We start from the raw sequence: 23,584 nt of genomic DNA on the forward strand, positions 1-23,584 counted from the left end.
CCCCTTAATGACCTGAATGCGTGTTGTCTGCTGTTTCAGCGTGACGCATGCGCTCCAGCGCGCCGGTAATATTGGCCTCGGAGTCAATCAGGAACAGACCGCTAACTACCACCGTCTCCCCTTCGTTGAGGCCTGAACCAATACCGGACTGCTGCTGAGATTCATGCAGAACGTGGATCGGTTTCGGCACAAAATGCCCCTCTGCATCGACGGTAATCACGCGCTGTTCCTTTCCGGTATCAATAACGGCCTGGGACCGGATCAACAGCATCTCCGGACTTTGCGTATTCAGTTTGAGATACGCATTCATGCCCGGTTTCAGACGCTCGTCTTTGTTGGAGACCTGCAGGCGCACCTGCAGCGTACGGGTGCTGGGATCCACGCTCGGCAGAAGGTTCCATTTTTCAACCGGGAAGGATTTATCAGGGTAAGCGGGTACTGAAATCTCAAACTGCGACGTGTCTTTCAGCAGATAAGCAATAGACTCAGGAACCGCCGCGCCGATCCAGACCGGATCCATCCCCTGAATTTGAGCGACCACCTTATCTTTTGAAATATTCATGCCGGTGCGCAGGTCAAACGCCGTGATCACCCCGTCAATGGGAGCCTTGATGGTAAATCGGGTCTGGATAGTTCGGGTCGCCCGTAGCTTCTGAATATCTTCATCCGGCATCCCGGCCAGCCGAAGACGTTCAAGTACGCCTTTGATTTGCACAGGCGTTCCACCGGTACCGGATAACAGCAAAAACTCACTCTGCGCCTCTACCCAGTCCGGAATGGTGATATCAATCAGCGGCGTGCCTTTCCTGACATGGTCGCCGATCGTCAACGGGTATACTTTCTCAACGAAACCTTCCGCGCGCGCCTGCACAATAACAAACTGATAGTCGTTATAACTGACATTGGCTGGGATCGTCTGGCTATAATTCAGCGTTCCGCGGGTGACTTTTTGCGTTTTTAACCCCAGGTTCTGGACCTGCGTGGGGTCAATGCGTATTCCGGCACCGCTTTTATCATCATTTTCATCCGCATATTTTGGCACCAGATCCATATCCATAAACGGCGATTTTCCAGGTTTATCGAATTTAACGTCTGGCTTCATCGGGTCATACCAGAAAAGTACCTTTCTTTCAGAAACCTGATTTTCTGGTTTTGCAGAGGCGTGAATATGCTGCCATGCCGTGACGGATATCATCCCTCCTGCAATAAGGCTGCTGACTATCATGGCAGCGTATTTTATTTTTAAAGATGCCATGCTACTTCTCGCTATTTAATGCTCTTCAGTAAAGAGATATTGCCCTGCTGGACAAACGAAAAATCAACGTGGCTACCGACTTTCAGGGCCGAAATACTCTCGTCAGCCTGAAGAAAGGTGAAACGCATCGTCATCGCGGGCCAGCCCACCGCCGGGATAGCATCATGGGCAATAGTGACTTTTTTACTCGTGAGATCAATATCCTTGATAATGCCGGTCCCCTTAATAATCTGCTCTGAGGTTCCTTCACTGGCAACATTCATTCCTGCGTGCTGATGAACCTCGGCCTGAAGGCTGGCAGAAAACATTACGGCGATCGCACCGAGGACAACGGTTTTAAGTGAATTACGCATTTTTACTTTCCTGTTTAATTAAATGAATTTATTCGACCCAACCGCCACCCAGTGCGGTGAAGAGCGTAATTTCATTCACCTGACGGGCATAAATAAGGTCGAGAAGAGTTTGCTGCGTGGAGAGCAGAGAACGTTCTGCATCAAGCACTTCGATATAGCTCACCGCACCGCTGGAATATAACCCTCTGGCACGTTGCAGGGTGATATTTAGCGAATCAAGATACCGCTGCTGGGCATTAATTTGCTGGTTAATGCTTTCCCGCAGCGCGAGCGCGTCAGCAACCTGTTTAAAGGCGGACTGAATTTTTTGTTCGTAATTCACAACCGACTGCTGCTGGCGAATTTCAGCCAGCTTCAGGTTGGCTTTATTTCTGCCTGCATTAAACAGGGGGATATCAATTTTAGGGATAAAATTCCACATCCCACTGCCCGTTGTGAAAAGGCTGGAGAGTTCCGTGCTGCCCGTTGAAAGTCCGCTGGTCAGTGAAATGGACGGGAAAAAGGCAGCACGTGCCGCACCGATATTCGCATCGGCCGCTTTAAGCTGATACTCCGCCTCCATAATATCCGGGCGCTGCAGCAGTATCGCTGATGAAAGATGAGGCGGCAGCCTGACCGGCGCAATATCGCTGGCGTTCATGCCGCTGTTGCCCGGCAGTGCGCGATACGTTCCGAGGACCAGCTGCAGGGCATTATTGGCCTGCGCCAGCTCACCCTCTCTTTTGGCTATCTCTGCCTGAGTGCTTTCAATCTGCCCCCGGGCCTGCTCCAGCGCCAGGACGTTTGTGCTGCCGGTTACCAGCTGTTGCTCAACGAACGCGTAAGACTGCTGGTAATTCTTCAGCGTCTCCTGCGCAATACGGCGTTGTTTATAGGCCAGCTGCTGGCTGAAATAGCTCTGCGACACGTTAGAGATGAGCAGAATATGCACCGCTCGACGAGCTTCTTCGCTGGCAAAAAAGTTTTGTCTGTCAGCCTCGCTCATGTTCCTGAGCTTGCCGAAGAAATCGAGTTCATAGCCTACTGCAAGACCTGCGTCGTACTGCTGCGAGGCAGGTTTGTCACTTTTCAGACCGCCGCTATAGGTGATAGCCGAGGAGGCATTCAGCTGAGGATAACGATCCGCATCCGTCACCGTGAACTGCGCCCGGGCTTCCTCAACCTTCAGGGTGGCCATTTTTAAATCGCGGTTATTTTCCAGGGCGTCGCTGATCAACCCAACGACCTGGGGGTCGACAAAAAAGTGACGCCAGCCGGTATCCTGATACCCCGCCACCGCAGGTGTCAGGCCATTTCGGGATAACGAAAACTGCTGGGGCACCGGTGACGCGGGTCGCTGGTACTCAGGCGCCAGCGAGACGCAGCCTGTCAGGAAAAATACCGTACTGATGCTAAGTCGTTTTAACAGGAACATAATGGTTCAAATGAAGTCCAGAGTATTTTTAGGGTCACTCTACTGAACGCATCCTGTTTGACGGGTGACAGGATAATGACAATGTTGTCATTTTTAACGTAAGTCATTGTTAACGGCCGCGAGCACAATAGAATGTCGTCAGCAGCCAGTCAGGGGAGCAAGATGAAAATACTGATCGTCGAAGACGAAATGAAAACCGGTGAATACCTCAGCAAGGGGCTGACTGAAGCGGGGTTTATCGTCGACCACGCTGACAATGGCCTCAACGGTTACCATCTCGCCATGACTGCGGAATACGATCTGCTGATTCTGGATATTATGCTTCCCGACGTGAACGGCTGGGATATTGTCCGCATGCTGCGTTCGGCCGGGAAAGGAATGCCCATACTGCTCCTCACGGCGCTCGGCACCATTGAACACCGGGTCAAAGGGCTTGAGCTGGGTGCGGATGATTATCTGATTAAGCCTTTTGCCTTTGCTGAACTTCTCGCCCGGGTAAGAACGCTGCTGAGGCGCGGAAATACGGTGATTGCGGAAAGCCAGCTTCAGGTGGCTGACCTGACGGTTGACCTCGTGTCGAGAAAAGTGAGCCGGGCGGGGAATCGCATCCTGTTAACCAGTAAGGAGTTCAGCCTGCTGGAGTTTTTCCTTCGTCATCAGGGAGAAGTGCTGCCCCGCTCCCTGATTGCCTCTCAGGTGTGGGACATGAACTTTGACAGCGATACGAACGCCATTGATGTGGCGGTAAAACGGCTTCGGGCAAAAATCGATAACGATTATGAACACAAGCTGATCCAGACGGTGCGCGGTGTGGGCTATATGCTGGAGGCGCCGGATGCGCATTAAGCCTTTCAGGCGCCCTTTTTCGCTGGCTCTTCGGCTGACCTTTTTTATCAGTCTCTCCACGATCCTGGCGTTTTTCGCCTTCACGTGGTTTATGGTGCATTCCGTTGAAAAGCATTTTGCTGAGCAGGACATCAGCGATCTGCAGCAAATCAGCACCGCGATGCACCGTATCCTCCAATCTCCTGCCGAACCCGAGCGGAAGAAAATCAGTAAACTCAACGAGTCGATCGCCAGTTACCGCAACGTTGCCGTTCTGCTTGTGGATCCGCAGGGAAATACCCTGTTCAGCTCGGCACACGGGGCAGCATTACGCCCTGCGATGAATACACCGGATTTTAACGTGCACCGTCGCACCCAGGATGTCTTTCTGTGGACGGTGGAGGACTCTTCTGCTTCCATGCACGCGGAGCCCGACATGAAAATGGACACGTACCGGATTATCGCCTCGTCAGGCACGGCGACATTGCAGGGCAAATCGCAGGACTACGTGATGCTGATTGGCCTCTCCATTAATTTTCATCTGCACTACCTGGATGCCCTGAAGAAGAATCTCTTCGCGATTGCCGCGGCAATCAGTCTGCTGATTATTGTTGTCATTCGTATTGCGGTACGCCAGGGCCATCTGCCTCTGCGTAACGTCAGCACCGCCATTAAAAATATCACCTCAGAGAATCTCGACGCGCGACTTGAACCGTCCCGCGTGCCCGTTGAGCTGGAACAGCTGGTGATCTCTTTCAACCATATGATTGAAAAAATAGAAGATGTCTTTACCCGCCAGGCCAATTTTTCCGCCGATATCGCGCATGAGATCAGAACGCCTGTTACCAATCTGGTGACGCAAACGGAAATTGCGCTGAGCCAGAACCGTTCTCAGAAGGAGTTGGAAGATGTGCTGTATTCCAGCCTTGAAGAGTACAACCGAATGACCCGGATGGTCAGCGACATGCTGTTCCTGGCGCAGGCGGATAATAATCAGCTCATCCCGGACCGGGCGATCTTTGATTTGCGCGCTGAAGTCATGAAAGTGTTCGATTTCTTCGAAGCCTGGGCGGAAGAACGTAACGTCACGCTGAAATTTAACGGAATGCCCTGCCTGACAGAAGGCGATCCGCAGATGTTCAGAAGGGCGATTAACAATCTGTTATCCAATGCCCTGCGCTATACGCCGGAAGGAAAAGCGGTGACCGTCTCACTCCGAGAGCAGGAAAACAATATTGAACTGGTGGTTGCCAACCCCGGCGCGCCGATCCCGGAAGAACATCTGCCAAGGCTGTTTGACCGCTTTTACCGGGTGGATCCATCAAGACAGCGTAAAGGCGAAGGCAGCGGCATCGGCCTTGCCATCGTGAAATCCATCGTCAGCGCCCATCACGGAAAAATCCGTGTGGAATCCGATGCGGTATCGACGCGCTTTATACTTTCCGTGCCGAAGAAAACCGTTTAAGCGGTCAGCGAACCGGCCGACACACTTCCAGCACCTTCTCCCTGAGCCACCGGTGCGCGGGATCCTTTTCCATGCGCGGATGCCACATCTGTGAGACGGTAATGCTCCGGGTTTTAAACGGCAGTTCAAAGACGTGTACGCGTTCTGACATGGGCTGATTGAGCAAATACAGCGCCGGGACCATGGCAATCAGATCGGAGGCCAACGCCACGGATAACGCCGTCGGGAAACCGGGCACAACGCTGGCGACGTTACGTTTCATCCCGCGTTCCGCCAGCGCGTCATCGACAAACCCGTGTAACGATCCGTCGGGCGAGGCCACCACATGCCCCCAGGAGATATAATCCTGCAGGCTAACTGACGGGCGCGAAGCCAGTGGATGCCCCTGGCGCACTGCGCCAACAAACCTGTCCTGAAACAGCCGTTGCAGACGTATTTCAGGCCCCATATTGCTCTGCACGCCGATTTCCAGATCGACAAGCCCCTCTCGCAGATAGCGCGATGTTTTTTCAGGTTTCGGGGAGAAACGGATACAAACGTCGGGGGCAACACTCGCGACTGCGGCAATAAGCAGTGGCCCAAACGCCACCACAAAACCGTCGTTGGCTCTGATGGTGAACAGGCGCGCCAGATTCTCGACCTTCAGCGTATCGCTGGAGGGCTGGAGCACCGCCCTCGCCTCGTGTACGGCGTTGCGGGCGCGATCCCGTGTGGCTTCCGCCCAGGGGGTCAGCACCATCTGACGACCCGCCCGAACCAGAATAGGATCGCCGGTGACCTCCCGCAGCCTGCTCAGGGTTCGGCTCATGGCGGAGGTGCTCAGGTTTAAGCGTCGCGCCGCGCCCGCCACGCTGGCTTCGGCCAGCAGGACATCGAGCGCGACAAGCAGATTAAAGTCAGGATCGGTCACGAGGAATCCTCAGATAAGGCGTTATATGCAACGATTAAGTGCAAATGCTGCGTCTTCCGCCCTGTATACCTGATGATTATAGTTTCGTCATTACTATTCTTTTTCTGGAGTAACGACGATGACGCTATTTTCAAACCTGCCCGGCGATGAAGGTTTATCCGGGCATGAGCGCGCCCGGGTCCTAGCCGCCGTGATGACCACCACGCTGATGGGGGTCTTTGACGGAACGATGATCAACATCGCGCTCCCCTCCATGGCAAGCGCAATGCAGGTTCCTGCCAATGTTGCTGTCTGGTTCGCCAACGGTTATCTGCTGTCAGCGGCCATGACCCTCGCCATCTTTGCCGCGCTGGCGGCGCGCGTGGGCTATCGCCCGGTGTTTCTGGCCGGGCTTGCTACCTTTACGCTTACCTCTCTCGGCTGCGCGCTTGCGAAGACCCCGGATGTGCTGATCGGAATGCGTATTCTGCAGGGCATCGGCGGTGCGGCTACCCTGAGCATCGCCCCGGCAATCCTGCGATCCGTTTTCCCCGGCAGACTGCTTGGCCGCATTCTGGGGCTGCACGCCCTGCTTATAGCCTCCAGCACGGCGATAGCCCCGGTGCTGGGTGGAACGATACTGAACGCGCTGAGCTGGCAATGGCTGTTCGCCATTAACCTTATTCCAGGCTGCATCGCCCTGCTGCTGGCATGGCGCGCTTTACCGAAGGAATCAGCGGGTGATAAATCCTCCTTTGATGCGCCAGGCGCGGTGCTCTCCGCAACATTTCTGGGAGCCACGATCATGACGGCCAACAGTCTTCAGCGCGTCACGCAGCACATTCATCACGAAGCCATCGGCTGGGGACTTATCGCGCTGATGAGCGCCCTCGCCTTTATCTGGCGGATTCGGCGGGCAAGTCACCCTTTATTGCCGCCCGTCATATTCAAAAACGGACGCTTTACCCTCGCTGCGCTAACCTCGCTGGCCTCGTTTGTGAGCCAGGGCATCACCTTTGTCGCGCTGCCGTTCCTGTTTCAGAGCGTGTATGGCTACAGTCCCGTGGTTTCTGCGCTGCTCTTTACCCCGTGGCCGATAGGTATTGTGCTGATTGCGCCGCACGCGGGGCGTTGGGCTGATACGATTTCCGCGCCGCTGATTTCGACCCTCGGGCTGATGATATTTGTCGGTGGGTTGGTTCTGCTGGCGACCCTGCCTGAAAGCCCATCCGTATGGAATATCTGCCTACGCAGCCTGGTTTGCGGGATAGGGTTTGGCTGCTTCCAGAGCCCCAATAACCGGGAAATGCTCGCTAACGTGGCGCGGGACTATGCCAGCTATGCCTCCGGCGTGTTGTCTATCGTCAGGACATTCGGCCAGTGTCTCGGCGCCGCTACGGTGGGCGTGCTGCTGGCGGCAACACCCGGCCAAACCCTTGATGACCGGATCGTGCATGTTGCGCTGTGGATCGCCGTCATAGCCTCGACGGGCGCCGTGTTGTTTAGCGCGAGCAGGCTGCGCCCGGCGGCGCTACGCTTGCACGGGCCTACAAGATAATATGCAATATATTGATTTTAATGAACAATGTAGGCCGGGTAAGCGCAGCGCCACCCGGCAAGAAAGGCGTATCGTTTATTTACTCCAGCGCCAGCAGCGCAAAGCTCGCCAGCCAGTGCCCGCCGCTGTAGTGGCTGCCGACAACATGCTCTACGCTTGCCATCAGGTGTTTCGCCACCGAATCACGCAGCGCCTGCTGCGCCGGATGGTTTGCGGGAAGCGCTTTTGCGATATGCTTCATACACCAGGCGCGGCTTAGGTTTAACCCGTCCAGATGGGCAATTTTCGGGTCGGTACGGTCACTCACTTGCGCCGGGCTCATCAGGGCTGCAACGGCGCCCACCTCCGGCAGAAACGCGTCGAACCAGGCCGGGAAGTCCTCTGCCACCTTGCTCATCAGCAACGCTTCTGTCAGCGCACCGGAAATATACTCATCACCGCCGGGCTCGTAGTGCGCCGGGTAGCGCGTGTCGGCGAGATAAAACCGTTCCGCTGATGCCAGAATAGCCTGCTCAAGCCCGCTGTCACTCACTGTACGCGCATAGTCGAGCGCCAGCGCCAGAGCAAACGCCGTGTTGTAATGCGTCCCGACGCGGATCGGATAGGTGAGCTTGCCGAGGTAATCCACCAGACGATTGCGAATATCCTGCGTTAACGGTTCAAGCGTCTGATACCAGCCTGCGGCCTGCGGCAGCGACGACTGTTTCAGTTCCTGGGCCAGCGCCAGCAGCCAGCCGTAGCCATACGGGCGCTCAAACGAGGCGCGGAACGGCGCAGTAAAATAGGCCAGTTCCTTAGCCACGTTCTCTTCGGTTAGGTGCTCGTCGAATAGCGCGACGATTTCTTCCCGGCACGGCAATTCTGGATAGAGACGCACGCAGCGCAGCAGCAGCCAGTAGCCGTGCACGGCCGAGTGCCAGTCAAAACAGCCGTAGAAAATCGGGTGCAGTTCGCGAGGCGGCAGAACATCCCCATCATCATTCAGCAGGTGCATGATGTGGTTCGGGTATTCCTGGCGCAAATAGGTTAAAGGCATTCGGGCAAACGCGTCAGCCTGTTGTTGCGTTAATTCCATAACCGCTCCTTAGCGAAAAACGAGGAAATACATTAAGAACACGTTCACCACCAGCAAGGTTAACGCGGTCGGGATCTGGATCTTGATTACCTGATATTTGTCCTTCAGCTCCAGCAGCGCGGCGGGCACGATATTGAAGTTCGCGGCCATCGGCGTCATCAGCGTGCCGCAATACCCTGCGTACATGCCAATCGCCAGCAGCGGTGCCGGGTTACCGTGATGCACGTTAATCAGGAACGGCAAGGCGATACCGGCACTCAATACCGGGAAAGCGGCAAAGGCGTTACCCATGATCATGGTAAACAGCGCCATCCCCACGCAGTAAATCACCACCAGCATAAAGCGGTTATCCGGGTTCACAAACAGGCTCACCACCTTTTGCACGGAGTCACCGGTATTGGCCGCCACGAATACCCCACCCAGCATGGCCAGCATCTGCGGCAGGATCACCGCCCAGCCGATGGTATCGACAAGACGGCGAGACTGGCGAATCGCGTGCAGCGGCGTGCCCTTCGTCAGCCACCAGCCGGTGAGGATCGCCGCGACGCAGGCCACGCACAGCGCCGCAAGGGTGAGCTGTTTCTGGTCGAGAAGATAAACGCCGCCAATCGACACGCCCTTCAGGAACAGCGTCCCGATCACCGTCACCACGGGGATCATCAGCGCAGGCAGGAACAGCCAGTTTTTGAGGCGGTTTGACGAGGCAACCCGTTCCTCATCGGAGGCCATTTTGTAGTGCCCCTTTCCGACAAGACCAAAGCCCGCCAGCAGCGCGATAACGATAACGCTGCCGCCGATGATCCGGTACGCCAGCGATTTGCCGAGCTCCTGAACCATCAGATCACCGAACAGGAAAATCCCGCCGAATAAAAACCAGAAAAGCGCCGTGGTGAAACGCTTCGGATTCGCACGATCGCGCAGGGTCATGACCACCAGCAACATCACGACGAAGCCAATCAGGTAGTACACGCGGTTAATGGTGATAAGCGTCATCATTGCGCGGCCCCCTGCGTTGCCTGCTCTGCACGCCAGGCCATCACGTCACGACGGATACTGGCATCCAGGCGCAGCAGGCGTGTCATATGAATAATCAATGCCGCAATGGCCGTCGGAATGGCCCACAGGCCGATATGGAGCGGTTCAATCCCCTGAATGCCGTTCTCTTTCAGGAACGCGTCAATCAGCAGCACTGCACCAAAGGCGATAAAAATGTCTTCCCCAAAGAAGACCGCGATATTGTCACACGCGGCGGCATGGGCTTTGATTTTGTCGCGGATATGCTGCGGCAGTTCACCATACTCGTTCAGAGCGGCCCCTTCAGCCATCGGCGCCAGCAGCGGGCGTACCGTCTGGGCATGCCCGCCCAGCGACATCAACCCCAGCGCGGCCGTGCCTTCACGGGCGACAAAGTAGAGCATCAAAATACGCGCCGAGGTGGCGCTGGCGATCTTCGCGACCCAGGCCTGGGCGCGCTCTTTTAGCCCGTAATATTCCAGCAGACCAATGACCGGCAGGATCAGAATGAAGGTCGCGAGCGATCGGCTATTGACGAACTTCTCGCCAAAGGTCTCAAGCAGCATGCCGAAATCCATACCGACCAGCAGACCCGTCGCCAGCCCCGCGACCACGACCACCAGTAGCGGGTTGAAGCGCAAAGCAAAACCAATAACCACGATCGGTATCCCGATCAGCGGCAACAGCGTAGAACCGTCCATAACGTTTACCCTATCGAAAGTGAGCGTTGCGCGCCGACGGCTATTTTTTTAATTTGCGGCGAGCGATGTTGTGTTTTCGTCAGGCTTTGCAAAACCTGCGCTAAAAAGCTATATCTGAACCTCAAAAACATGTAAACAATTTATCAATAAAATGTTCTTATTTTATCGATGAGTTTACATTTCTGACTAAGGAACGTTATGACCTCAGAAAAGCGTGCTTCACCCCATCACGACGACATCAACGATGGCCGGATCGTCTCGTCCCGCCATCTGGTGTCCGAGCGCTGCGCGGAACTGTCAGAGCTGGAATACGCGCTGATCATGACCAGCAACGCGTTCAACAAATGGATGGTGCGCTGCATGACGGCTGCCGGCGAGCCCGATATGGGCGCCTTTGATGTCTCACTTCTGCACCATGTGAACCACCGCGACCGCAAGAAAAAGCTGGCTGATATCTGTTTTGTTCTCAACGTGGAAGATACGCATGTGGTGACTTATGCCCTGAAAAAGCTGGTTAAAGCAGGCTACGTGACAAGTGAGAAAGCGGGTAAAGAGCTCTTTTTCTCCACCACGGAGGAAGGTAAAGCGTTATGTATGAAATACCGCGACGTGCGGGAGGCGTGTCTGATCGCGATACATGCGGAGAGCGGCATTGCCGGAAAATCCATTGGCGAAACCGCGCAGCTGTTACGCACGATTTCCTCCCTGTACGACACCGCCGCCAGGGCGGCGGCATCACTGTAAACTCAGGGCCGTCGGAAAAGAGTAATGCTGCGTCCGGCCAGCTCGAATTCTACCGCTTCGGTGATCGCCTTCCCGGTCACGGCGTCATCGGCTGTAGACAGCTCCAGCACCCATCCCCCTTCACCAAACTGTGGGATCTGGAATGCCACGCTGCCTTCAAACGGGTTGAACAGCATGAGCACATCGTGCCAGATCCCCTCTTCCTGTTTGAGATCGGGCCTGCTGATGGACACCCCGAGCGTCGAGCCCTCATCCCACTGCTCTGCCTGCTGCGGACCGCCGCCGGCGTTAAACCAGCGGATCTCCAGCCCGTCGCGCCAGCTTTCACGACGCAATAACGGTTGCGCGGCACGAAGCGCAATCAAACGTCGGGTAAACTCGCGCAGCGCAGCGTCGTTCTCGGAGAGTCCTTTCCAGTCGATCCACGAGATCTCACTGTCCTGGCAGTAGCCGTTGTTGTTGCCCTTCTGCGTGCGGCCAAACTCATCGCCGGCCAGCAGCATTGGCGTACCATGGGAAAACAGCAGCGTGGTCAGGAAATTACGCTTCTGCCTTTCGCGGGTAGCAATAATATCCGGGTTCTCCGTCGGCCCTTCTTCGCCATAGTTGTATGAACGGTTATCGTTATGGCCATCATTATTGTCTTCCCCGTTGTCGGCGTTATGCTTCTCGTTGTACGACACCAGGTCATTCAGCGTAAAGCCGTCATGGGCGGTGATGAAATTAACGCTGGCCCAGGGGCGACGCCCGCGCAGATCGTACAAGTCACCGGATCCCAGCAGACGGGCGGCAAAGTCGTTAGAGACGTTATCCCCCTTCCAGTACTCGCGTACGGTGTCGCGGTATTTGTCGTTCCATTCACCCCAGCCTGGCGGAAAACCGCCCACCTGATAGCCGCCGGGGCCGATATCCCAGGGTTCACCAATTAGCTTCAGTCGGGATAAAACCGGATCCTGGGTCATGGCGTCGAAAAAGCCGCCGCGCGGATCAAACCCTTCCGGCTCGCGGCCCAGTATCGTTCCCAGGTCGAAACGGAAACCGTCAATATGCATCGACTCCGCCCAGTAGCGCAGCGAATCCATCACCATCTGCAGCACACGCGGGTGAGAGGTATTGACCGTGTTCCCCGTTCCGGTGTCGTTGATGTAATACCGGTGCTGGTCAGGCAGTGTGCGATAATAGCTGTAGTTATCAATGCCTTTAAACGAGAGCGTGGGGCCAAGCTCATTGCCTTCCGCCGTGTGGTTATACACCACGTCGAGAATCACTTCGATGCCAGCATCATGATAAGCGCGCACCATATCGCGAAAGCCCTGGATCCCCGCCGGGCCGAAGTAGCGCGACGCCGGCGCAAAAAAGCCCAGCGTGTTATAGCCCCAGAAGTTTTTCAGACCGCGGTCGAGAAGATGTTGATCGTCCGGGAACCAGTGAACAGGGAGCAGCTCCACCGAGGTGATGCCGAGGCTTTTGATGTAGTCCACGGAGGCTTTATGCCCCATCCCCTCAAAGGTGCCCCGCAGTTCGGGAGGAATTGCCGGGTTCATCTGGGTAAACCCTTTTACGTGGCTTTCATACACCACGGTGTTCGGCCAGGGGATAGTGGGTCGGTTAGTGTCCTGCCAGTCACAGGCGTTCGGGTCGATAACCTTACATTTTGGCGTGAACGGCGCGCTGTCACGGGTATCAAAACTCAAGTCTAATTCGTCATGCCCCAGCGCATAGCCGAAATGGGCCTCGTTCCAGTCGATATCACCCACCAGTTCGCGGGCATAGGGGTCGATAAGCAGTTTATGCGGGTTGAAGCGATGACCGTTTTCCGGGTCATAGGGGCCGTAGACGCGATAGCCGTAAAGCGTACCGGGCTTCAGATCCGGCACATAGCCGTGCCAGACTTCGTGGGTATATTCAGGAAGCTCGAGCCGGGCGATTTCCGTTTTCCCGGAGGGGTCAAACAGACAGAGCTCCACCCGCTCAGCGTGAGCGGAGAACAGCGCGAAGTTGACCCCCTTCCCGTCATAATTTGCACCCAACTGCTGGCCATGACCGGCCCGAATTTCAAACGTTGTATCCTTTGCCATTTTCGTTCTCCACGATTATTCGCAGGTAAGCAGAACCAGTACACATCCCTTTTCCGACGTTAAATCCAGCGTCTCTTGCAGCATGCGGCTTTCACCGCTGAACAGATCCCGATAGCGTTTTCCTGCCAGCGCCTCGGGTATCGCCACCGTGGTATTGCCCCACAGCGTGCGGTTATCGGTGACGCCAAAAACCAGTCGCGGCACGGCAACAATCAGCACCTCGCCGTCTTTCACCCGCGCATAGACAATCAGATGCTCCTCCCGATCGCCGGACACTTTAAGCGGCAGCCAGTCGCCATAGCGAAACAGCCCGGGATAGTGTGGACGCAGACGCAGGAGCGTAGCGGTGACAAACTGCTTCACCCTTCCGTCCTGCCAGCACGCCGGGTTTTCAAACATACCGGCATTCGCCACGCTGAGGTTTTGCACCAGCGTCGGAAAGTCCGGCTCGCGGCGGTTATCCGGATCGACAAGGCTAACGTTAAGCGCCTCGCTGCCCTGATAGATATCCGGCACGCCGGGCGCCGTCAGCTTAATCACCGTCTGGCTGAGGCTGTTCATCAGTCCGGCGCGGATAAAGGGCCGCATGGACTCGCTGAAATCATGCAGAAACAGCGTGTTGTCAGGTGAAAGCAGGTGCCGGGCATAGCGCAGCACCACGCTCTCATAGCTCTCGTTGCTGTCGATCCAGTCTGTGCGCTGTTTCGCCTCGCGCAGCGCTTTTTCGAGGAAAGCGATAAAACGCGCCTCCAGCGAGGCAAGCCCGTCGGCGTCGTCCGGCGACAGCGTGGCCGGCCAGACGCCTGCCAGCGCCTGATAGATCATCCAGGTGTCGGCGGCGTTTGGCGCGGTACCGTCATTGAGAAACCGCACCTGGGTCTGGTTCATCTGGCGCCAGCGGGCCAGATTTTCGCCCCACTGTTCCGGGGCCTCCGTCAGGGTGTAAAGCCGGGCCCGGGCATCTTCCCCGCGCTTGGTATCGTGCGTGGAGGTGCCCAGCAGCGCATCGGGCTGACGGGCCAGACGAATGCGCATCTCCTGATGAAAGCGGGATAGCGAGAACGCGCGCGGCGTCGGGTCGGCGCCCACTTCATTAAGCGCCAGCTCCAGGTTATGACGAAAGAACAGCGTGTCTTCAACGGACTTCGCCATCAGCGGCCCAGTCAACTGCTGAAAGCGGGTTCTGAAAAGCGCGGCGGACTCGCGGCACTCTTCCGGCAAATCGCCGGTAAGAATGCGGACTATCAGGCTCAGGGCGGCTTCGGATGTCTCTACGCTGGCGACCACGCGGTTAAGCAGCGCGACATCTGGCGGGGTTAACCCCTCCCGGGTGCCGTAGGTGCGGTACACCGGAAAGGCGATAAGCAGCTCGCGTAACGCGTGGTGAATATCATCGCGCTGCAGCGCAACGTCATTGCGGCGGGCCAGATCGTCTGCAAGATTAAGCAGCGTGGTGAACTCGCCCTCAAAGTTACGATCGGTCATCAGGCCTTTCGCATCGCGCAGTTCCGCGTGGCGATCGACCGTTACCCCCAGCGTCTCGTCGTGAATTTTTTCCAGACGCGACAGGATATCGTCGTCGACCAGCACTTCCGCCAGCGAAGCGATAAATTCGTACCCGGTAGTACCGGAGACGGGCCACTCGGCGGGAAGCTGTTCTCCTTTAGCGAGAATTTTCTCGACCGTGATATAACAGTCCGGTCCGGTTGCCTGCCGCAGGCGCTGCAGATAGCCCAGCGGATCGGCCAGACCGTCGATATGGTCGATCCGCAGACCGTCCACCACACCCGCGTGAACCAGTTCAAGGATGAGGCGATGCGTATCGTCGAATACCGCGTCATCTTCAACCCGCACGCCCACCAGACCGGTAATCTCAAAGAAACGTCGCCACGAAAGCTGTTTCGGCGCTTCCCGCCAGGACATCAATCGCCAGCTTTGTGCTTCATGCAGTTCCGCAAGGCTCTTATCCTCGCTGAACGTGCCCGGGTTGAGCGGATATGCGGTGTCGTAATAGATCAGAGCGGCTTTGTTTGTGACAGGGTCACGTTTTAAAGTAATGGCTCCCTTCTCCAGCTCCGCCTCAAAGGTGTCCCCGAGAAACGGCAGCGTCAGCGGGCGAGACCCGTCGATATCGAAATAGCGGAAATAGCGGCTCTGCTGTCCGTACTCAATCACGTCCCGCCACCAGGTGTTTTCCAGAGAAGTCGACATATGGTTAGGGACAATATCCAGTATCAGCCCCATGCCGGCCTGCTTAAGCGCCGCGGACATTCGGTCGAAACCTTCGCGTCCGCCGATCGCAGGGTCTATTTCATTCGGGTTGGTGACGTCATAGCCGTGCGTGGAATCCGTTGTGGCAGTAAACACCGGGGAGGCATAAAGGTGGCTGATGCCGAGGTCTTTCAGATAGGGTACCAGCGCGACAACGCGATCGAAGGTCATGCCATTACGGAACTGTATACGGTACGTGGCGGAAGGGATCATAACGATGCTTCTCCATCAGCAAAGCGAACGACAATACTGTTCGGCGGCAAAATGTCGGTTACCTCCGGCCAGGCGAAGCGCGTCTCCCCCGGGAGAGCGGGCGGTTTGACAGATTTATTGCCGATATTGAGCGCCAGCGAAAGCGTTCCGGACGGGAAGCGCCAGCTTACGGCCACCATACCGGGTGCCGTCCCGATCACCTTGCCCTCGACGCGACTTCCCTCATGCAGAAGCGGAACGATATAACGATGACGCAGCGTAAGCAGATGGCGCGTGAAGCGGAGCCACGTTTTGCCGTCGTCGGTGGCAATTTTATTCCAGTCAAGCTTTGAGCGGACAAAGGTGTTCACGTCATTCGGGTCCGGGACAGCGTCATCGTGCCCGGCATGGCCAGTAAACTCTTTTGCGCGCCCTTCCCGCACCGCGTCGGCCAGATCGCCGTGAAAATCGGTGAAGAACAGGAACGGATGTGATTCACCAAACTCCTCGCCCATAAACAGCAGCGGGATATGGGGGGAAAGCAGTATTGCAGCAAGCAGCACACGGGTTTTATTGGCACCTGCGAGGGTGATAAGCCGCTCACCATGGGCGCGATTCCCGGTCTGATCGTGGTTCTGAATAAAATCAACGAAGAACTGCGGTGGCTGCGTGTGACACTCCACCCCGCGGGACTGGCCGGTTTGCAGCGAAACCTCGCCCTGGTAGACAAACCCTTCTGCCAGCGCCCGGGCGAATTTTTTCTCTGGTTCAAACGCAAAATCCTGGTAGTACGCGTGCGTCTCACCGGTGGCAAACACGTGAGCCGCGTTGTGGAAATCATCATTCCACTCAGCGGTAAACAGCGGCGTATTGCCGTGCTCATCACGCGGATGCAGGAAAATGACGTTGCGGCTGTCTTCCGTGGTCAGGTGAACATGACGGTTCGGGATCGCCTCACGGATCTTCTCTGCAATTTCCTGGAGAATATGCGTCTTCGAGCTGTCTTTAATCTGGTCGATGGCATCAAAACGCAGGCCGTCCAGGCGGTACTCGGTCAGCCAGTAGAGCGGCGCATCGGTAATGTAATGTCTTACCGGCTCGCGCTCGTAGGCGATTCCGTTGCCCCAGGGCGTCATCCGCTCTGCATCGAAAAAGGCAGGCGACAGCAACGGGAGATAGTTGCCTTCCGGGCCGAAGTGGTTGAGTACGATATCCAGCACCACGGAAAGCCCAAGACCGTGCGCGGCATCGATTAACGCGTGGAAATCCTCTGGCGTACCGTATGCGGCGTGCGGAGCATAAAGCAACACACCGTCGTATCCCCAGCCGCGGGATCCGCCAAACTGAGACACGGGCATAACTTCAAGCTGGGTAATACCCAGTTCTGCCAGGTAAGGGAGTTTTTCAATCGCGGCCCGGAAGGTCCCCTCCGGGGTAAACGTGCCAATGTGCAGTTCATAGATAACCGTCTCTTCCCACGGCCGCCCTGACCAGTCCCGGTTAACCGGCTGATAACGTCGGGGATCGATAACGATGGAGGGGCCGTTAACGTCTCTCGCCTGTGCGCGAGACGCGGGATCGGGCACCGTCATGCCGTCCTGCAGGACAAACTGATACTCTGTGCCGTGCGTAACGCCCGGAACGTCTGCCTGAAACCAACCGTTACCCACTGCCGTCATCGGCACGTCGGTGACGGCCAGACGTAGCGTCAGCGCTTTCTGTCCTTCTGCCCAGACGCGAAAACGTACAACGTCATCGGAAATAAACTCAGCACCCCACTGCTTTTGAAATGTCCTGAATTCCATTCATTGTCCTCGAATGACCCACATTTTACGCGGAACGAAGTACAAGCTTAGTTCAGGATTAAAAGTATGTTGGCTCAGCGGATTTAACCGCTTCGTCTATTCTTTATGAACTCACTCACTACCGGGAATACTATGCAGATTCGAAAAGGATTAAATACCGACCTCGTACGCCTCGAATGTTGTGACTTCTCTTTCACCGTTAACCACATTGCACGAGAGCCTTTTCTCCATTGTGATTTGCATATTGAAGCTATCGCCGAGCCCTGGATAAAAACCTACGAGCTCGATATCCAGACACTTGAAAATCATTGTGTTAACCCGGACGCCATATTTCTTGTTGCAGAAACGGACGAGGGTGAAATAGCCGGCTTTATTACTGCATCAATTGGCTGGAATAAGTTTATCTCGGTGGATTACATAGCCGTAGATCGTACAAAACGCAGAACCGGCGCAGCACAAAAACTGATGGCCGCCGCGCACGTGTGGGCGCGAAGCGTAAACGCGCCCGGACTGCGGCTGGAAACCCAAAATGTGAACGTCTCGGCCTGTCTGTTTTACCGAAACTACGGTTTCACCCTGGGCGGATACGACCGTTATCTGTACAACGCTTTACCGGAAAAAGACGAAGTTGCCCTGTTCTGGTATTACATGCTGGTGTAGAGGAAACTCGCTGCTCTACGGCCGCTATGAGTAAGATGAGCACTTTCAAAGGAGACGCGTATGCTTACCATGAAAAAACTTGCTCTTTCCACGCTGATGTCCAGTTCACTGCTTTTCTACCCTGTGCTGCAGGCTTCGGCAGAAACGCCCCAGCACGTCGTTAAACAACCGGCGGGCGGTTACCGCGTGCAGGTCGGCGATGTCATTGTCACGTCTTTTACCGACGGAACCGTCGCGCAGGATCTGCATAAGCTGCTGCGCCGGACAACGCCGCAAAAGATTGATGCGCTGCTCGCGAAAAATTTCCAGACCAACCCGGCCGAGGTCTCCATTAACGCGTTCCTGATTGCGATCCCCGGACATAAAATTCTGGTGGATACCGGCTCGGGCCAGCTCTTTGGTCCTGATGCGGGTGGACGCCTGGTTGAAAGCCTCGCCACGCAAGGGGTTAAACCCGAGGACATTACTGAAGTCCTGCTGACCCACGCCCACTCCGATCACGCGGGCGGTCTGGTCAAAGACGGCAAGGTGGTATTCAGCAACGCACGCGTTTTCGTTGGCAAACCCGACGTCGACTTTTTCTTTAACGACGATAATCAAAAGAAAACCGGCTACGGCAAGAACTACTTTGACGTCGCGCAGAAGACCTTAAAGCCCTATCTTGACGCCGGTAAAGTGGTGCCTTTTAGCGGCACGGCTGAGATTCTTCCGGGGCTGACCGGCACGGTTCATCCCGGCCATACGCCGGGTTCAGCCTTCTACACGCTGACAAGCAAAGGCGAGAAGATCACCTTTGTCGGCGACATCATTCATGCCGGGGCGGTCCAGTTCCCGCAGCCTGGTGTGACCATCACCTACGATGAAGATCAGAACAAAGCGGCAAGCGTGCGCGAACAGGCGTTTGCGGACTTTGTGAAAAACAGAGACCTGATTGCCGCGCCCCATCTGCCGTTCCCGGGTATCGGCTATGTCACCAAAGGTGAAAACGGTGGCTATGCCTGGGTTCCCGTTACCTATACCAACCGGGACGCCAGCAGCGTGAAATAAGCGGATGACGCCGTCAGGTGTGCTCGAGGGTCACCAGAAATTTTTTAAGCACTTCTGAGCGAATAATTCGGTGGCACACCAGCGTCAGTTCGCTTTCCCTGAGACGGTCGAGAATGTCCACGTAAACGACATTCTCGACACTCACTGCCTTTGCGGACGCAGGCAGCAACGCCAGACCAAATCCCGCGGAGACCAGGCTTATCACCGTGGGAACATCCGTCGCATTCTGCACTACGTCCGGCTGGAAACCCGCCCCGCTACAGACGTCATAAAAGTACTGCTCCAGCCCCATGCCCTCCGGATCGCGAAGCGAGATCCATTTTTCATCCTTCACTGACGCGAGCGTCAGAGCGGAAGAGTCGGCCAGAGGATGCTGGCGATACAGCGCCAGCACCGTTTTTTCTGAGGTGAACGGCCGGCTTTGCAGATCGTCAGGCAGCGATGGCAGCGGTGCCCGAATAATCGCCACATCCAGCTGGTTACTTTGCACGGCGGCATAGAGCGTCTGCACATTGCCCGTCATCAAAGACATGGTTATCGCCGGCCAGCGGCTGTGCATCTGGCGCAGTGCAGCGGGCAGCTTACCGTCGAACATCGCACTCGACACGCATCCCAGGTTTAACACCCCCTGCTCGCCTCTCGCCGTTTGCCTGGCGTCCAGTACCGCCTGCTCAGTCAGGGAGATGGCGAGCCTGGCCTTCACCAGAAACGCGTCGCCCGCGGGCGTCAGGGTTAAGCGACGGTTCGCCCGGCTAAAGAGCGTGACGCCTAAACGTTCTTCCAGCGCCTTTATCTGCTGGCTCAGCGCCGGTTGCGCCATGTTTAAACGCTCGGCGGCCCGGTGCATGTGGAGTTCTTCGGCAACGACAATGAAATGGCGCATCTGACGAAACTGCACGGGAGACTTCCTTTTTTGATAATAAATTTATTATCAATTTAGCAGTAATGATGCAATTGATGCTATGGGTCATTGTCGTAAAAATGGAGGTATTCAACCGAGGGAGGAAAATATGGAAAACTCAGTCAACGATCTCAGAAGTGCCATCGCCTTACTGCAGCGCCACGAAGGCCAGTATATTGAAACCGATCATCCCGTCGATCCTAATGCAGAGCTGGCAGGTGTGTATCGTCATATTGGCGCGGGCGGTACGGTAAAACGCCCGACCCGCACGGGGCCGGCCATGATGTTCAACAGCGTGAAGGGCTATCCGGGCTCGCGCATTCTGGTGGGCATGCACGCCAGCCGTGAACGCGCGGCACTTTTGTTAGGCTGTGCGCCTTCTGAACTGGCAAAACATGTCGGTCAGGCGGTGAAAAAACCGGTCGCACCCGTTGTCGTCCCGGCCTCGCAGGCCCCTTGTCAGGAGCAGGTCTTCTACGCTGACGATCCGGACTTCGATCTGCGCAAACTGCTGCCAGCACCAACCAATACGCCGATTGATGCAGGCCCGTTCTTCTGCCTGGGACTGGTGCTGGCAAGCGATCCGGAGGACAGCTCGCTGACGGATGTCACCATCCACCGCCTTTGCGTGCAGGAGCGCGATGAGCTATCCATGTTCCTGGCCGCCGGTCGCCATATTGAAGTCTTTCGCAAAAAAGCGGAAGCGGCCGGAAAACCGCTGCCGGTGACGATCAACATGGGGCTCGATCCCGCTATCTATATCGGCGCGTGTTTTGAGGCCCCCACCACACCGTTTGGTTACAATGAGCTGGGCGTCGCCGGGGCGTTGCGCCAGCAGCCGGTCGAGCTGGTACAGGGCGTGGCGGTAAAAGAGAAAGCCATCGCGCGGGCGGAAATTATCATTGAAGGCGAACTGCTTCCCGGCGTGCGCGTAAGAGAAGATCAGCATACCAACACCGGCCACGCGATGCCGGAATTCCCGGGCTACTGCGGTGAGGCGAACCCGTCTCTGCCCGTGATCAAAGTAAAAGCGGTGACCATGCGCCATCAGGCTATCCTGCAAACGCTGGTGGGCCCCGGAGAAGAACATACCACCCTGGCCGGTTTGCCGACGGAGGCCAGCATCCGCAATGCGGTTGAGGAGGCGATTCCGGGCTTCCTGCAAAACGTCTATGCGCATACCGCGGGTGGCGGTAAATTCCTGGGTATTTTGCAGGTGAAAAAACGCCAGCCGTCAGATGAAGGACGCCAGGGCCAGGCAGCACTTATCGCGTTAGCCACCTATTCGGAGCTGAAAAACATTATCCTTGTCGATGAAGACGTGGATATTTTCGACAGCGACGACATCCTGTGGGCGATGACCACCCGTATGCAGGGCGATGTCAGCATCACGAATATTCCGGGGATCCGCGGTCACCAGCTGGATCCGTCTCAGTCGCCGGATTACAGCAACTCAATTCGCGGAAACGGCATCTCCTGCAAGACCATCTTTGATTGCACGGTGCCGTGGGCGCTGAAGGATCGCTTCGAGCGCGCGCCGTTTATGGAGGTTGATCCGACACCGTGGGCACCTGAACTGTTTAAAGACAAAAAGTAAACGAACGTTCCTCTTTCTTCACCCCTCGGGGGTGAAGAATTTCACGCTTAAATTGCCGCTTCCCCTGCTTTCTTGTACCCTTTCACCGGTAACTCCACCCCCACAAAAATTGAGACATCCGGACACCTATGACTGCACACATTTCTAACGATCCTTTGCATGGCGTCACGCTGGAGATGATGGTCAACGCCCTGGTGGCGAAATATGGCTGGAGCGAGTTGGGTGACCGCATCAAAATTAACTGTTTCAGAAAAGACCCCAGCGTTAAATCGAGCCTGAAATTTCTGCGCCGTACCCCGTGGGCACGCGCGGAGGTCGAAGCCCTGTATCTGGATTCCCTCCACGACGAGGGACATAAAGAACAGGAGGCACCCGCCTTTAATCCCTGGGCTAACAGTCGGATTATCAAGAGCTAATACGCAAATGACGCGACACGTAAAACGGATCGGTGCGCTGGCTGGCTGCGCACTTTTACTTGTAAGCTGCTCCTCAAAACCACCAAAATCATTAGTTACCCCGCTCCCCACCGTCAGCAAACCGACCCAACAGGCAAACGAGCCGATGCGCGGGATCTGGCTTGCGACCGTCTCTCGCCTCGACTGGCCACCGGTGGCCTCGGTGAATGGCACCAGCGCTGACCAGCGCATCGCAATGCAAAAGCAGGCGCTTATCGCCAAGCTCGATAACCTTAAACACCTTGGGATTAACACGGTGTTTTTCCAGGTAAAGCCGGACAGCACGGCACTCTGGTCATCAAAAATATTACCGTGGTCAGATATGCTGACGGGCAACATCGGCGAATATCCGGGATACGATCCGCTTCAGTTTATGCTGGATGAAGCGCACAAGCGCGGTATGAAAGTCCATGCCTGGTTCAACCCGTACCGCGTGTCGACCAACACGAAGCCGTCAACCATCGCTGCCCTGAACCGGACGGCGTATCAGACCCCGTCCAGCGTCTATGTCCAGCACCCGGAGTGGGTACGCGTCTCGGGCGATCGCTTCGTGCTCGATCCCGGCATTCCGGAAGTGCGCGACTGGATAACCCGTGTCGTCACGGAAGTCGTGGCGAACTACCCGATAGACGGCGTGCAGTTTGATGATTACTTTTATTCCGAATCGCCGGGATCCGCGCTGAATGATTCTCAGACTTACCGGCAGTACGGACAGGGATTTGCCTCTAAGGCCGACTGGCGAAGACACAACACGCATCAGCTGATCGTTCAGGTTTCCCGCGCGATAAAACAAACCAAACCCGACGTTGAGTTTGGCGTCAGCCCGGCTGGCGTGTGGCGTAACCGCTCCTTTGACCCGGCAGGCTCCGACACCCGGGGTGCCGCCGCCTACGATGAATCCTACGCCGATACGCGTCAGTGGGTGCAGCAGGGCCTGCTGGACTACATCGCCCCGCAGATTTACTGGCCCTTCTCCCGGGATGCCGCGCGCTATGACGTACTGACCAAATGGTGGGCCGACGTCGTGAAGCCGACCCACACGCGTCTGTACATCGGCATCGCGTTCTACAAAGTGGGCGAACCGTCGAAAAATGAGCCGGACTGGACGGTTCAGGGCGGCGTGCCGGAACTGAAAAAACAGCTCGATCTCAATGATTCGCTGCCCAACGTCAACGGCACCATCCTGTTCCGGGAAGACTACCTGAACAAGCCGCAGACGCAGCAGGCGGTCAACTATCTCAAAGGACGCTGGGGTAGCTAACCGGAAGACCGGGCAGAAACGTCC

The 23,584-nt window shown here is 56.2% G+C and carries 20 protein-coding genes; 9 read left to right on the forward strand and 11 right to left on the reverse strand.

Features of this window, described 5'->3' with window-relative positions:
- Window positions 1-4 precede the first annotated feature (4 nt).
- From A4308_RS15830 to A4308_RS15840, 3 genes are read right to left on the reverse strand one after another with little or no spacing between them, the layout of a single operon-like run.
- On the reverse strand, window positions 5-1,255 hold the full coding sequence (locus tag A4308_RS15830; RefSeq protein WP_045282116.1) for an efflux RND transporter periplasmic adaptor subunit: 1,251 nt from the start codon (window positions 1,253-1,255) through the stop codon (window positions 5-7).
- Between the two features lie 11 nt (window positions 1,256-1,266).
- A complete protein-coding gene (gene cusF, locus A4308_RS15835; protein ID WP_023330435.1) occupies window positions 1,267-1,608 on the reverse strand; it encodes a cation efflux system protein CusF in 342 nt (113 codons plus the stop codon).
- A 28-nt stretch (window positions 1,609-1,636) separates the two neighbouring features.
- Entirely contained in the window at window positions 1,637-3,022 is a 1,386-nt protein-coding gene (locus A4308_RS15840; RefSeq protein ID WP_023330436.1) for an efflux transporter outer membrane subunit, read from the reverse strand.
- Between the two features lie 162 nt (window positions 3,023-3,184).
- Between A4308_RS15840 and A4308_RS15845 the strand changes: the two genes are divergently transcribed.
- Both A4308_RS15845 and A4308_RS15850 read left to right on the forward strand, forming a co-directional pair.
- Window positions 3,185-3,868, forward strand: a complete 684-nt coding sequence (locus tag A4308_RS15845) for a copper/silver response regulator transcription factor (RefSeq protein ID WP_014883860.1) — start codon at window positions 3,185-3,187, stop codon at window positions 3,866-3,868.
- On the forward strand, window positions 3,858-5,312 hold the full coding sequence (locus A4308_RS15850) for a Cu(+)/Ag(+) sensor histidine kinase (RefSeq protein ID WP_023330438.1): 1,455 nt from the start codon (window positions 3,858-3,860) through the stop codon (window positions 5,310-5,312). Before A4308_RS15845 ends, A4308_RS15850 begins: the two co-directional genes overlap by 11 nt.
- Window positions 5,313-5,316: 4 nt before the next feature.
- On the opposite strand, the gene A4308_RS15855 is transcribed toward A4308_RS15850, so the two are convergent.
- Window positions 5,317-6,222, reverse strand: a complete 906-nt coding sequence (locus A4308_RS15855; RefSeq protein ID WP_014883862.1) for a LysR family transcriptional regulator — start codon at window positions 6,220-6,222, stop codon at window positions 5,317-5,319.
- Window positions 6,223-6,340: 118 nt separating this feature from the next.
- Here A4308_RS15855 and A4308_RS15860 point away from each other — a divergent pair, with 118 nt between their 5' ends.
- A complete protein-coding gene (locus A4308_RS15860; protein WP_045282117.1) occupies window positions 6,341-7,759 on the forward strand; it encodes an MFS transporter in 1,419 nt (472 codons plus the stop codon).
- Window positions 7,760-7,838: 79 nt separating this feature from the next.
- Here the strand turns inward: A4308_RS15860 and A4308_RS15865 are convergent, their stop codons facing one another.
- From A4308_RS15865 to A4308_RS15875, 3 genes are read right to left on the reverse strand one after another with little or no spacing between them, the layout of a single operon-like run.
- Entirely contained in the window at window positions 7,839-8,834 is a 996-nt protein-coding gene (locus A4308_RS15865) for a DUF2891 domain-containing protein (protein WP_023330440.1), read from the reverse strand.
- 9 nt (window positions 8,835-8,843) lie between these two features.
- The gene (locus A4308_RS15870; RefSeq protein WP_023330441.1) at window positions 8,844-9,830 is read right to left on the reverse strand and encodes a DUF979 domain-containing protein; all 987 of its coding nucleotides are present in this window, start codon (window positions 9,828-9,830) and stop codon (window positions 8,844-8,846) included.
- The gene (locus tag A4308_RS15875; RefSeq protein ID WP_014883866.1) at window positions 9,827-10,549 is read right to left on the reverse strand and encodes a DUF969 domain-containing protein; all 723 of its coding nucleotides are present in this window, start codon (window positions 10,547-10,549) and stop codon (window positions 9,827-9,829) included. Before A4308_RS15875 ends, A4308_RS15870 begins: the two co-directional genes overlap by 4 nt.
- 198 nt (window positions 10,550-10,747) lie before the next feature.
- Between A4308_RS15875 and A4308_RS15880 the strand changes: the two genes are divergently transcribed.
- On the forward strand, window positions 10,748-11,293 hold the full coding sequence (locus A4308_RS15880) for a winged helix DNA-binding protein (protein ID WP_014883867.1): 546 nt from the start codon (window positions 10,748-10,750) through the stop codon (window positions 11,291-11,293).
- Between the two features lie 2 nt (window positions 11,294-11,295).
- Here the strand turns inward: A4308_RS15880 and glgX are convergent, their stop codons facing one another.
- The 3 genes from glgX to treZ are packed head-to-tail and all read right to left on the reverse strand — an operon-like array spanning window position 11,296 to window position 17,639.
- Window positions 11,296-13,371: a glycogen debranching protein GlgX gene (glgX, locus tag A4308_RS15885; protein WP_023330442.1), complete on the reverse strand. Its 2,076-nt coding sequence runs from the start codon at window positions 13,369-13,371 to the stop codon at window positions 11,296-11,298.
- 15 nt (window positions 13,372-13,386) lie between these two features.
- Window positions 13,387-15,855 carry a malto-oligosyltrehalose synthase gene (treY, locus tag A4308_RS15890; RefSeq protein ID WP_049010573.1) on the reverse strand — a complete coding sequence of 823 codons (2,469 nt, stop codon included), beginning with the start codon at window positions 15,853-15,855 and terminating at the stop codon, window positions 13,387-13,389.
- Window positions 15,852-17,639 carry a malto-oligosyltrehalose trehalohydrolase gene (gene treZ, locus A4308_RS15895; RefSeq protein ID WP_063308661.1) on the reverse strand — a complete coding sequence of 596 codons (1,788 nt, stop codon included), beginning with the start codon at window positions 17,637-17,639 and terminating at the stop codon, window positions 15,852-15,854. Before treZ ends, treY begins: the two co-directional genes overlap by 4 nt.
- Window positions 17,640-17,771: 132 nt before the next feature.
- Between treZ and A4308_RS15900 the strand changes: the two genes are divergently transcribed.
- Both A4308_RS15900 and A4308_RS15905 read left to right on the forward strand, forming a co-directional pair.
- Window positions 17,772-18,299, forward strand: a complete 528-nt coding sequence (locus tag A4308_RS15900) for a GNAT family N-acetyltransferase (RefSeq protein ID WP_023330445.1) — start codon at window positions 17,772-17,774, stop codon at window positions 18,297-18,299.
- A gap of 60 nt (window positions 18,300-18,359) precedes the next feature.
- Entirely contained in the window at window positions 18,360-19,346 is a 987-nt protein-coding gene (locus A4308_RS15905) for an MBL fold metallo-hydrolase (protein WP_023330446.1), read from the forward strand.
- A gap of 13 nt (window positions 19,347-19,359) precedes the next feature.
- On the opposite strand, the gene A4308_RS15910 is transcribed toward A4308_RS15905, so the two are convergent.
- A complete protein-coding gene (locus A4308_RS15910) occupies window positions 19,360-20,244 on the reverse strand; it encodes a LysR substrate-binding domain-containing protein (RefSeq protein WP_023330447.1) in 885 nt (294 codons plus the stop codon).
- 112 nt (window positions 20,245-20,356) lie between these two features.
- Between A4308_RS15910 and A4308_RS15915 the strand changes: the two genes are divergently transcribed.
- The 3 genes from A4308_RS15915 (at window position 20,357) to A4308_RS15925 (ending at window position 23,560) form a co-directional block, all read left to right on the forward strand.
- Window positions 20,357-21,844 carry a UbiD family decarboxylase gene (locus A4308_RS15915; protein ID WP_063308662.1) on the forward strand — a complete coding sequence of 496 codons (1,488 nt, stop codon included), beginning with the start codon at window positions 20,357-20,359 and terminating at the stop codon, window positions 21,842-21,844.
- A gap of 128 nt (window positions 21,845-21,972) precedes the next feature.
- Window positions 21,973-22,260: a VF530 family DNA-binding protein gene (locus A4308_RS15920; protein WP_014883875.1), complete on the forward strand. Its 288-nt coding sequence runs from the start codon at window positions 21,973-21,975 to the stop codon at window positions 22,258-22,260.
- A gap of 7 nt (window positions 22,261-22,267) precedes the next feature.
- Window positions 22,268-23,560 (forward strand): glycoside hydrolase family 10 protein, encoded by a 1,293-nt coding sequence (locus A4308_RS15925; RefSeq protein WP_045282120.1) that lies wholly within the window; start codon window positions 22,268-22,270, stop codon window positions 23,558-23,560.
- Window positions 23,561-23,584: the final 24 nt, after the last annotated feature.

This window comes from Enterobacter sp. ODB01, assembly GCF_001623605.1.
Taxonomy (GTDB): Bacteria; Pseudomonadota; Gammaproteobacteria; order Enterobacterales; family Enterobacteriaceae; genus Enterobacter; species Enterobacter kobei.

What these genes read in the sequence shown, in the direction of transcription:
- A4308_RS15830 (WP_045282116.1), bottom strand. Translation starts at nt 1,255, where the DNA reads ATGGCATCTTTAAAAATAAAATACGCTGCCATGATAGTCAGCAGCCTT.
- cusF (WP_023330435.1), bottom strand. Translation starts at nt 1,608, where the DNA reads ATGCGTAATTCACTTAAAACCGTTGTCCTCGGTGCGATCGCCGTAATG.
- A4308_RS15840 (WP_023330436.1), bottom strand. Translation starts at nt 3,022, where the DNA reads ATGTTCCTGTTAAAACGACTTAGCATCAGTACGGTATTTTTCCTGACA.
- A4308_RS15845 (WP_014883860.1), top strand. Translation starts at nt 3,185, where the DNA reads ATGAAAATACTGATCGTCGAAGACGAAATGAAAACCGGTGAATACCTC.
- A4308_RS15850 (WP_023330438.1), top strand. Translation starts at nt 3,858, where the DNA reads ATGCGCATTAAGCCTTTCAGGCGCCCTTTTTCGCTGGCTCTTCGGCTG.
- A4308_RS15860 (WP_045282117.1), top strand. Translation starts at nt 6,341, where the DNA reads ATGACGCTATTTTCAAACCTGCCCGGCGATGAAGGTTTATCCGGGCAT.
- A4308_RS15865 (WP_023330440.1), bottom strand. Translation starts at nt 8,834, where the DNA reads ATGGAATTAACGCAACAACAGGCTGACGCGTTTGCCCGAATGCCTTTA.
- A4308_RS15870 (WP_023330441.1), bottom strand. Translation starts at nt 9,830, where the DNA reads ATGATGACGCTTATCACCATTAACCGCGTGTACTACCTGATTGGCTTC.
- A4308_RS15875 (WP_014883866.1), bottom strand. Translation starts at nt 10,549, where the DNA reads ATGGACGGTTCTACGCTGTTGCCGCTGATCGGGATACCGATCGTGGTT.
- A4308_RS15880 (WP_014883867.1), top strand. Translation starts at nt 10,748, where the DNA reads ATGACCTCAGAAAAGCGTGCTTCACCCCATCACGACGACATCAACGAT.
- glgX (WP_023330442.1), bottom strand. Translation starts at nt 13,371, where the DNA reads ATGGCAAAGGATACAACGTTTGAAATTCGGGCCGGTCATGGCCAGCAG.
- treY (WP_049010573.1), bottom strand. Translation starts at nt 15,855, where the DNA reads ATGATCCCTTCCGCCACGTACCGTATACAGTTCCGTAATGGCATGACC.
- treZ (WP_063308661.1), bottom strand. Translation starts at nt 17,639, where the DNA reads ATGGAATTCAGGACATTTCAAAAGCAGTGGGGTGCTGAGTTTATTTCC.
- A4308_RS15900 (WP_023330445.1), top strand. Translation starts at nt 17,772, where the DNA reads ATGCAGATTCGAAAAGGATTAAATACCGACCTCGTACGCCTCGAATGT.
- A4308_RS15905 (WP_023330446.1), top strand. Translation starts at nt 18,360, where the DNA reads ATGCTTACCATGAAAAAACTTGCTCTTTCCACGCTGATGTCCAGTTCA.
- A4308_RS15915 (WP_063308662.1), top strand. Translation starts at nt 20,357, where the DNA reads ATGGAAAACTCAGTCAACGATCTCAGAAGTGCCATCGCCTTACTGCAG.
- A4308_RS15920 (WP_014883875.1), top strand. Translation starts at nt 21,973, where the DNA reads ATGACTGCACACATTTCTAACGATCCTTTGCATGGCGTCACGCTGGAG.
- A4308_RS15925 (WP_045282120.1), top strand. Translation starts at nt 22,268, where the DNA reads ATGACGCGACACGTAAAACGGATCGGTGCGCTGGCTGGCTGCGCACTT.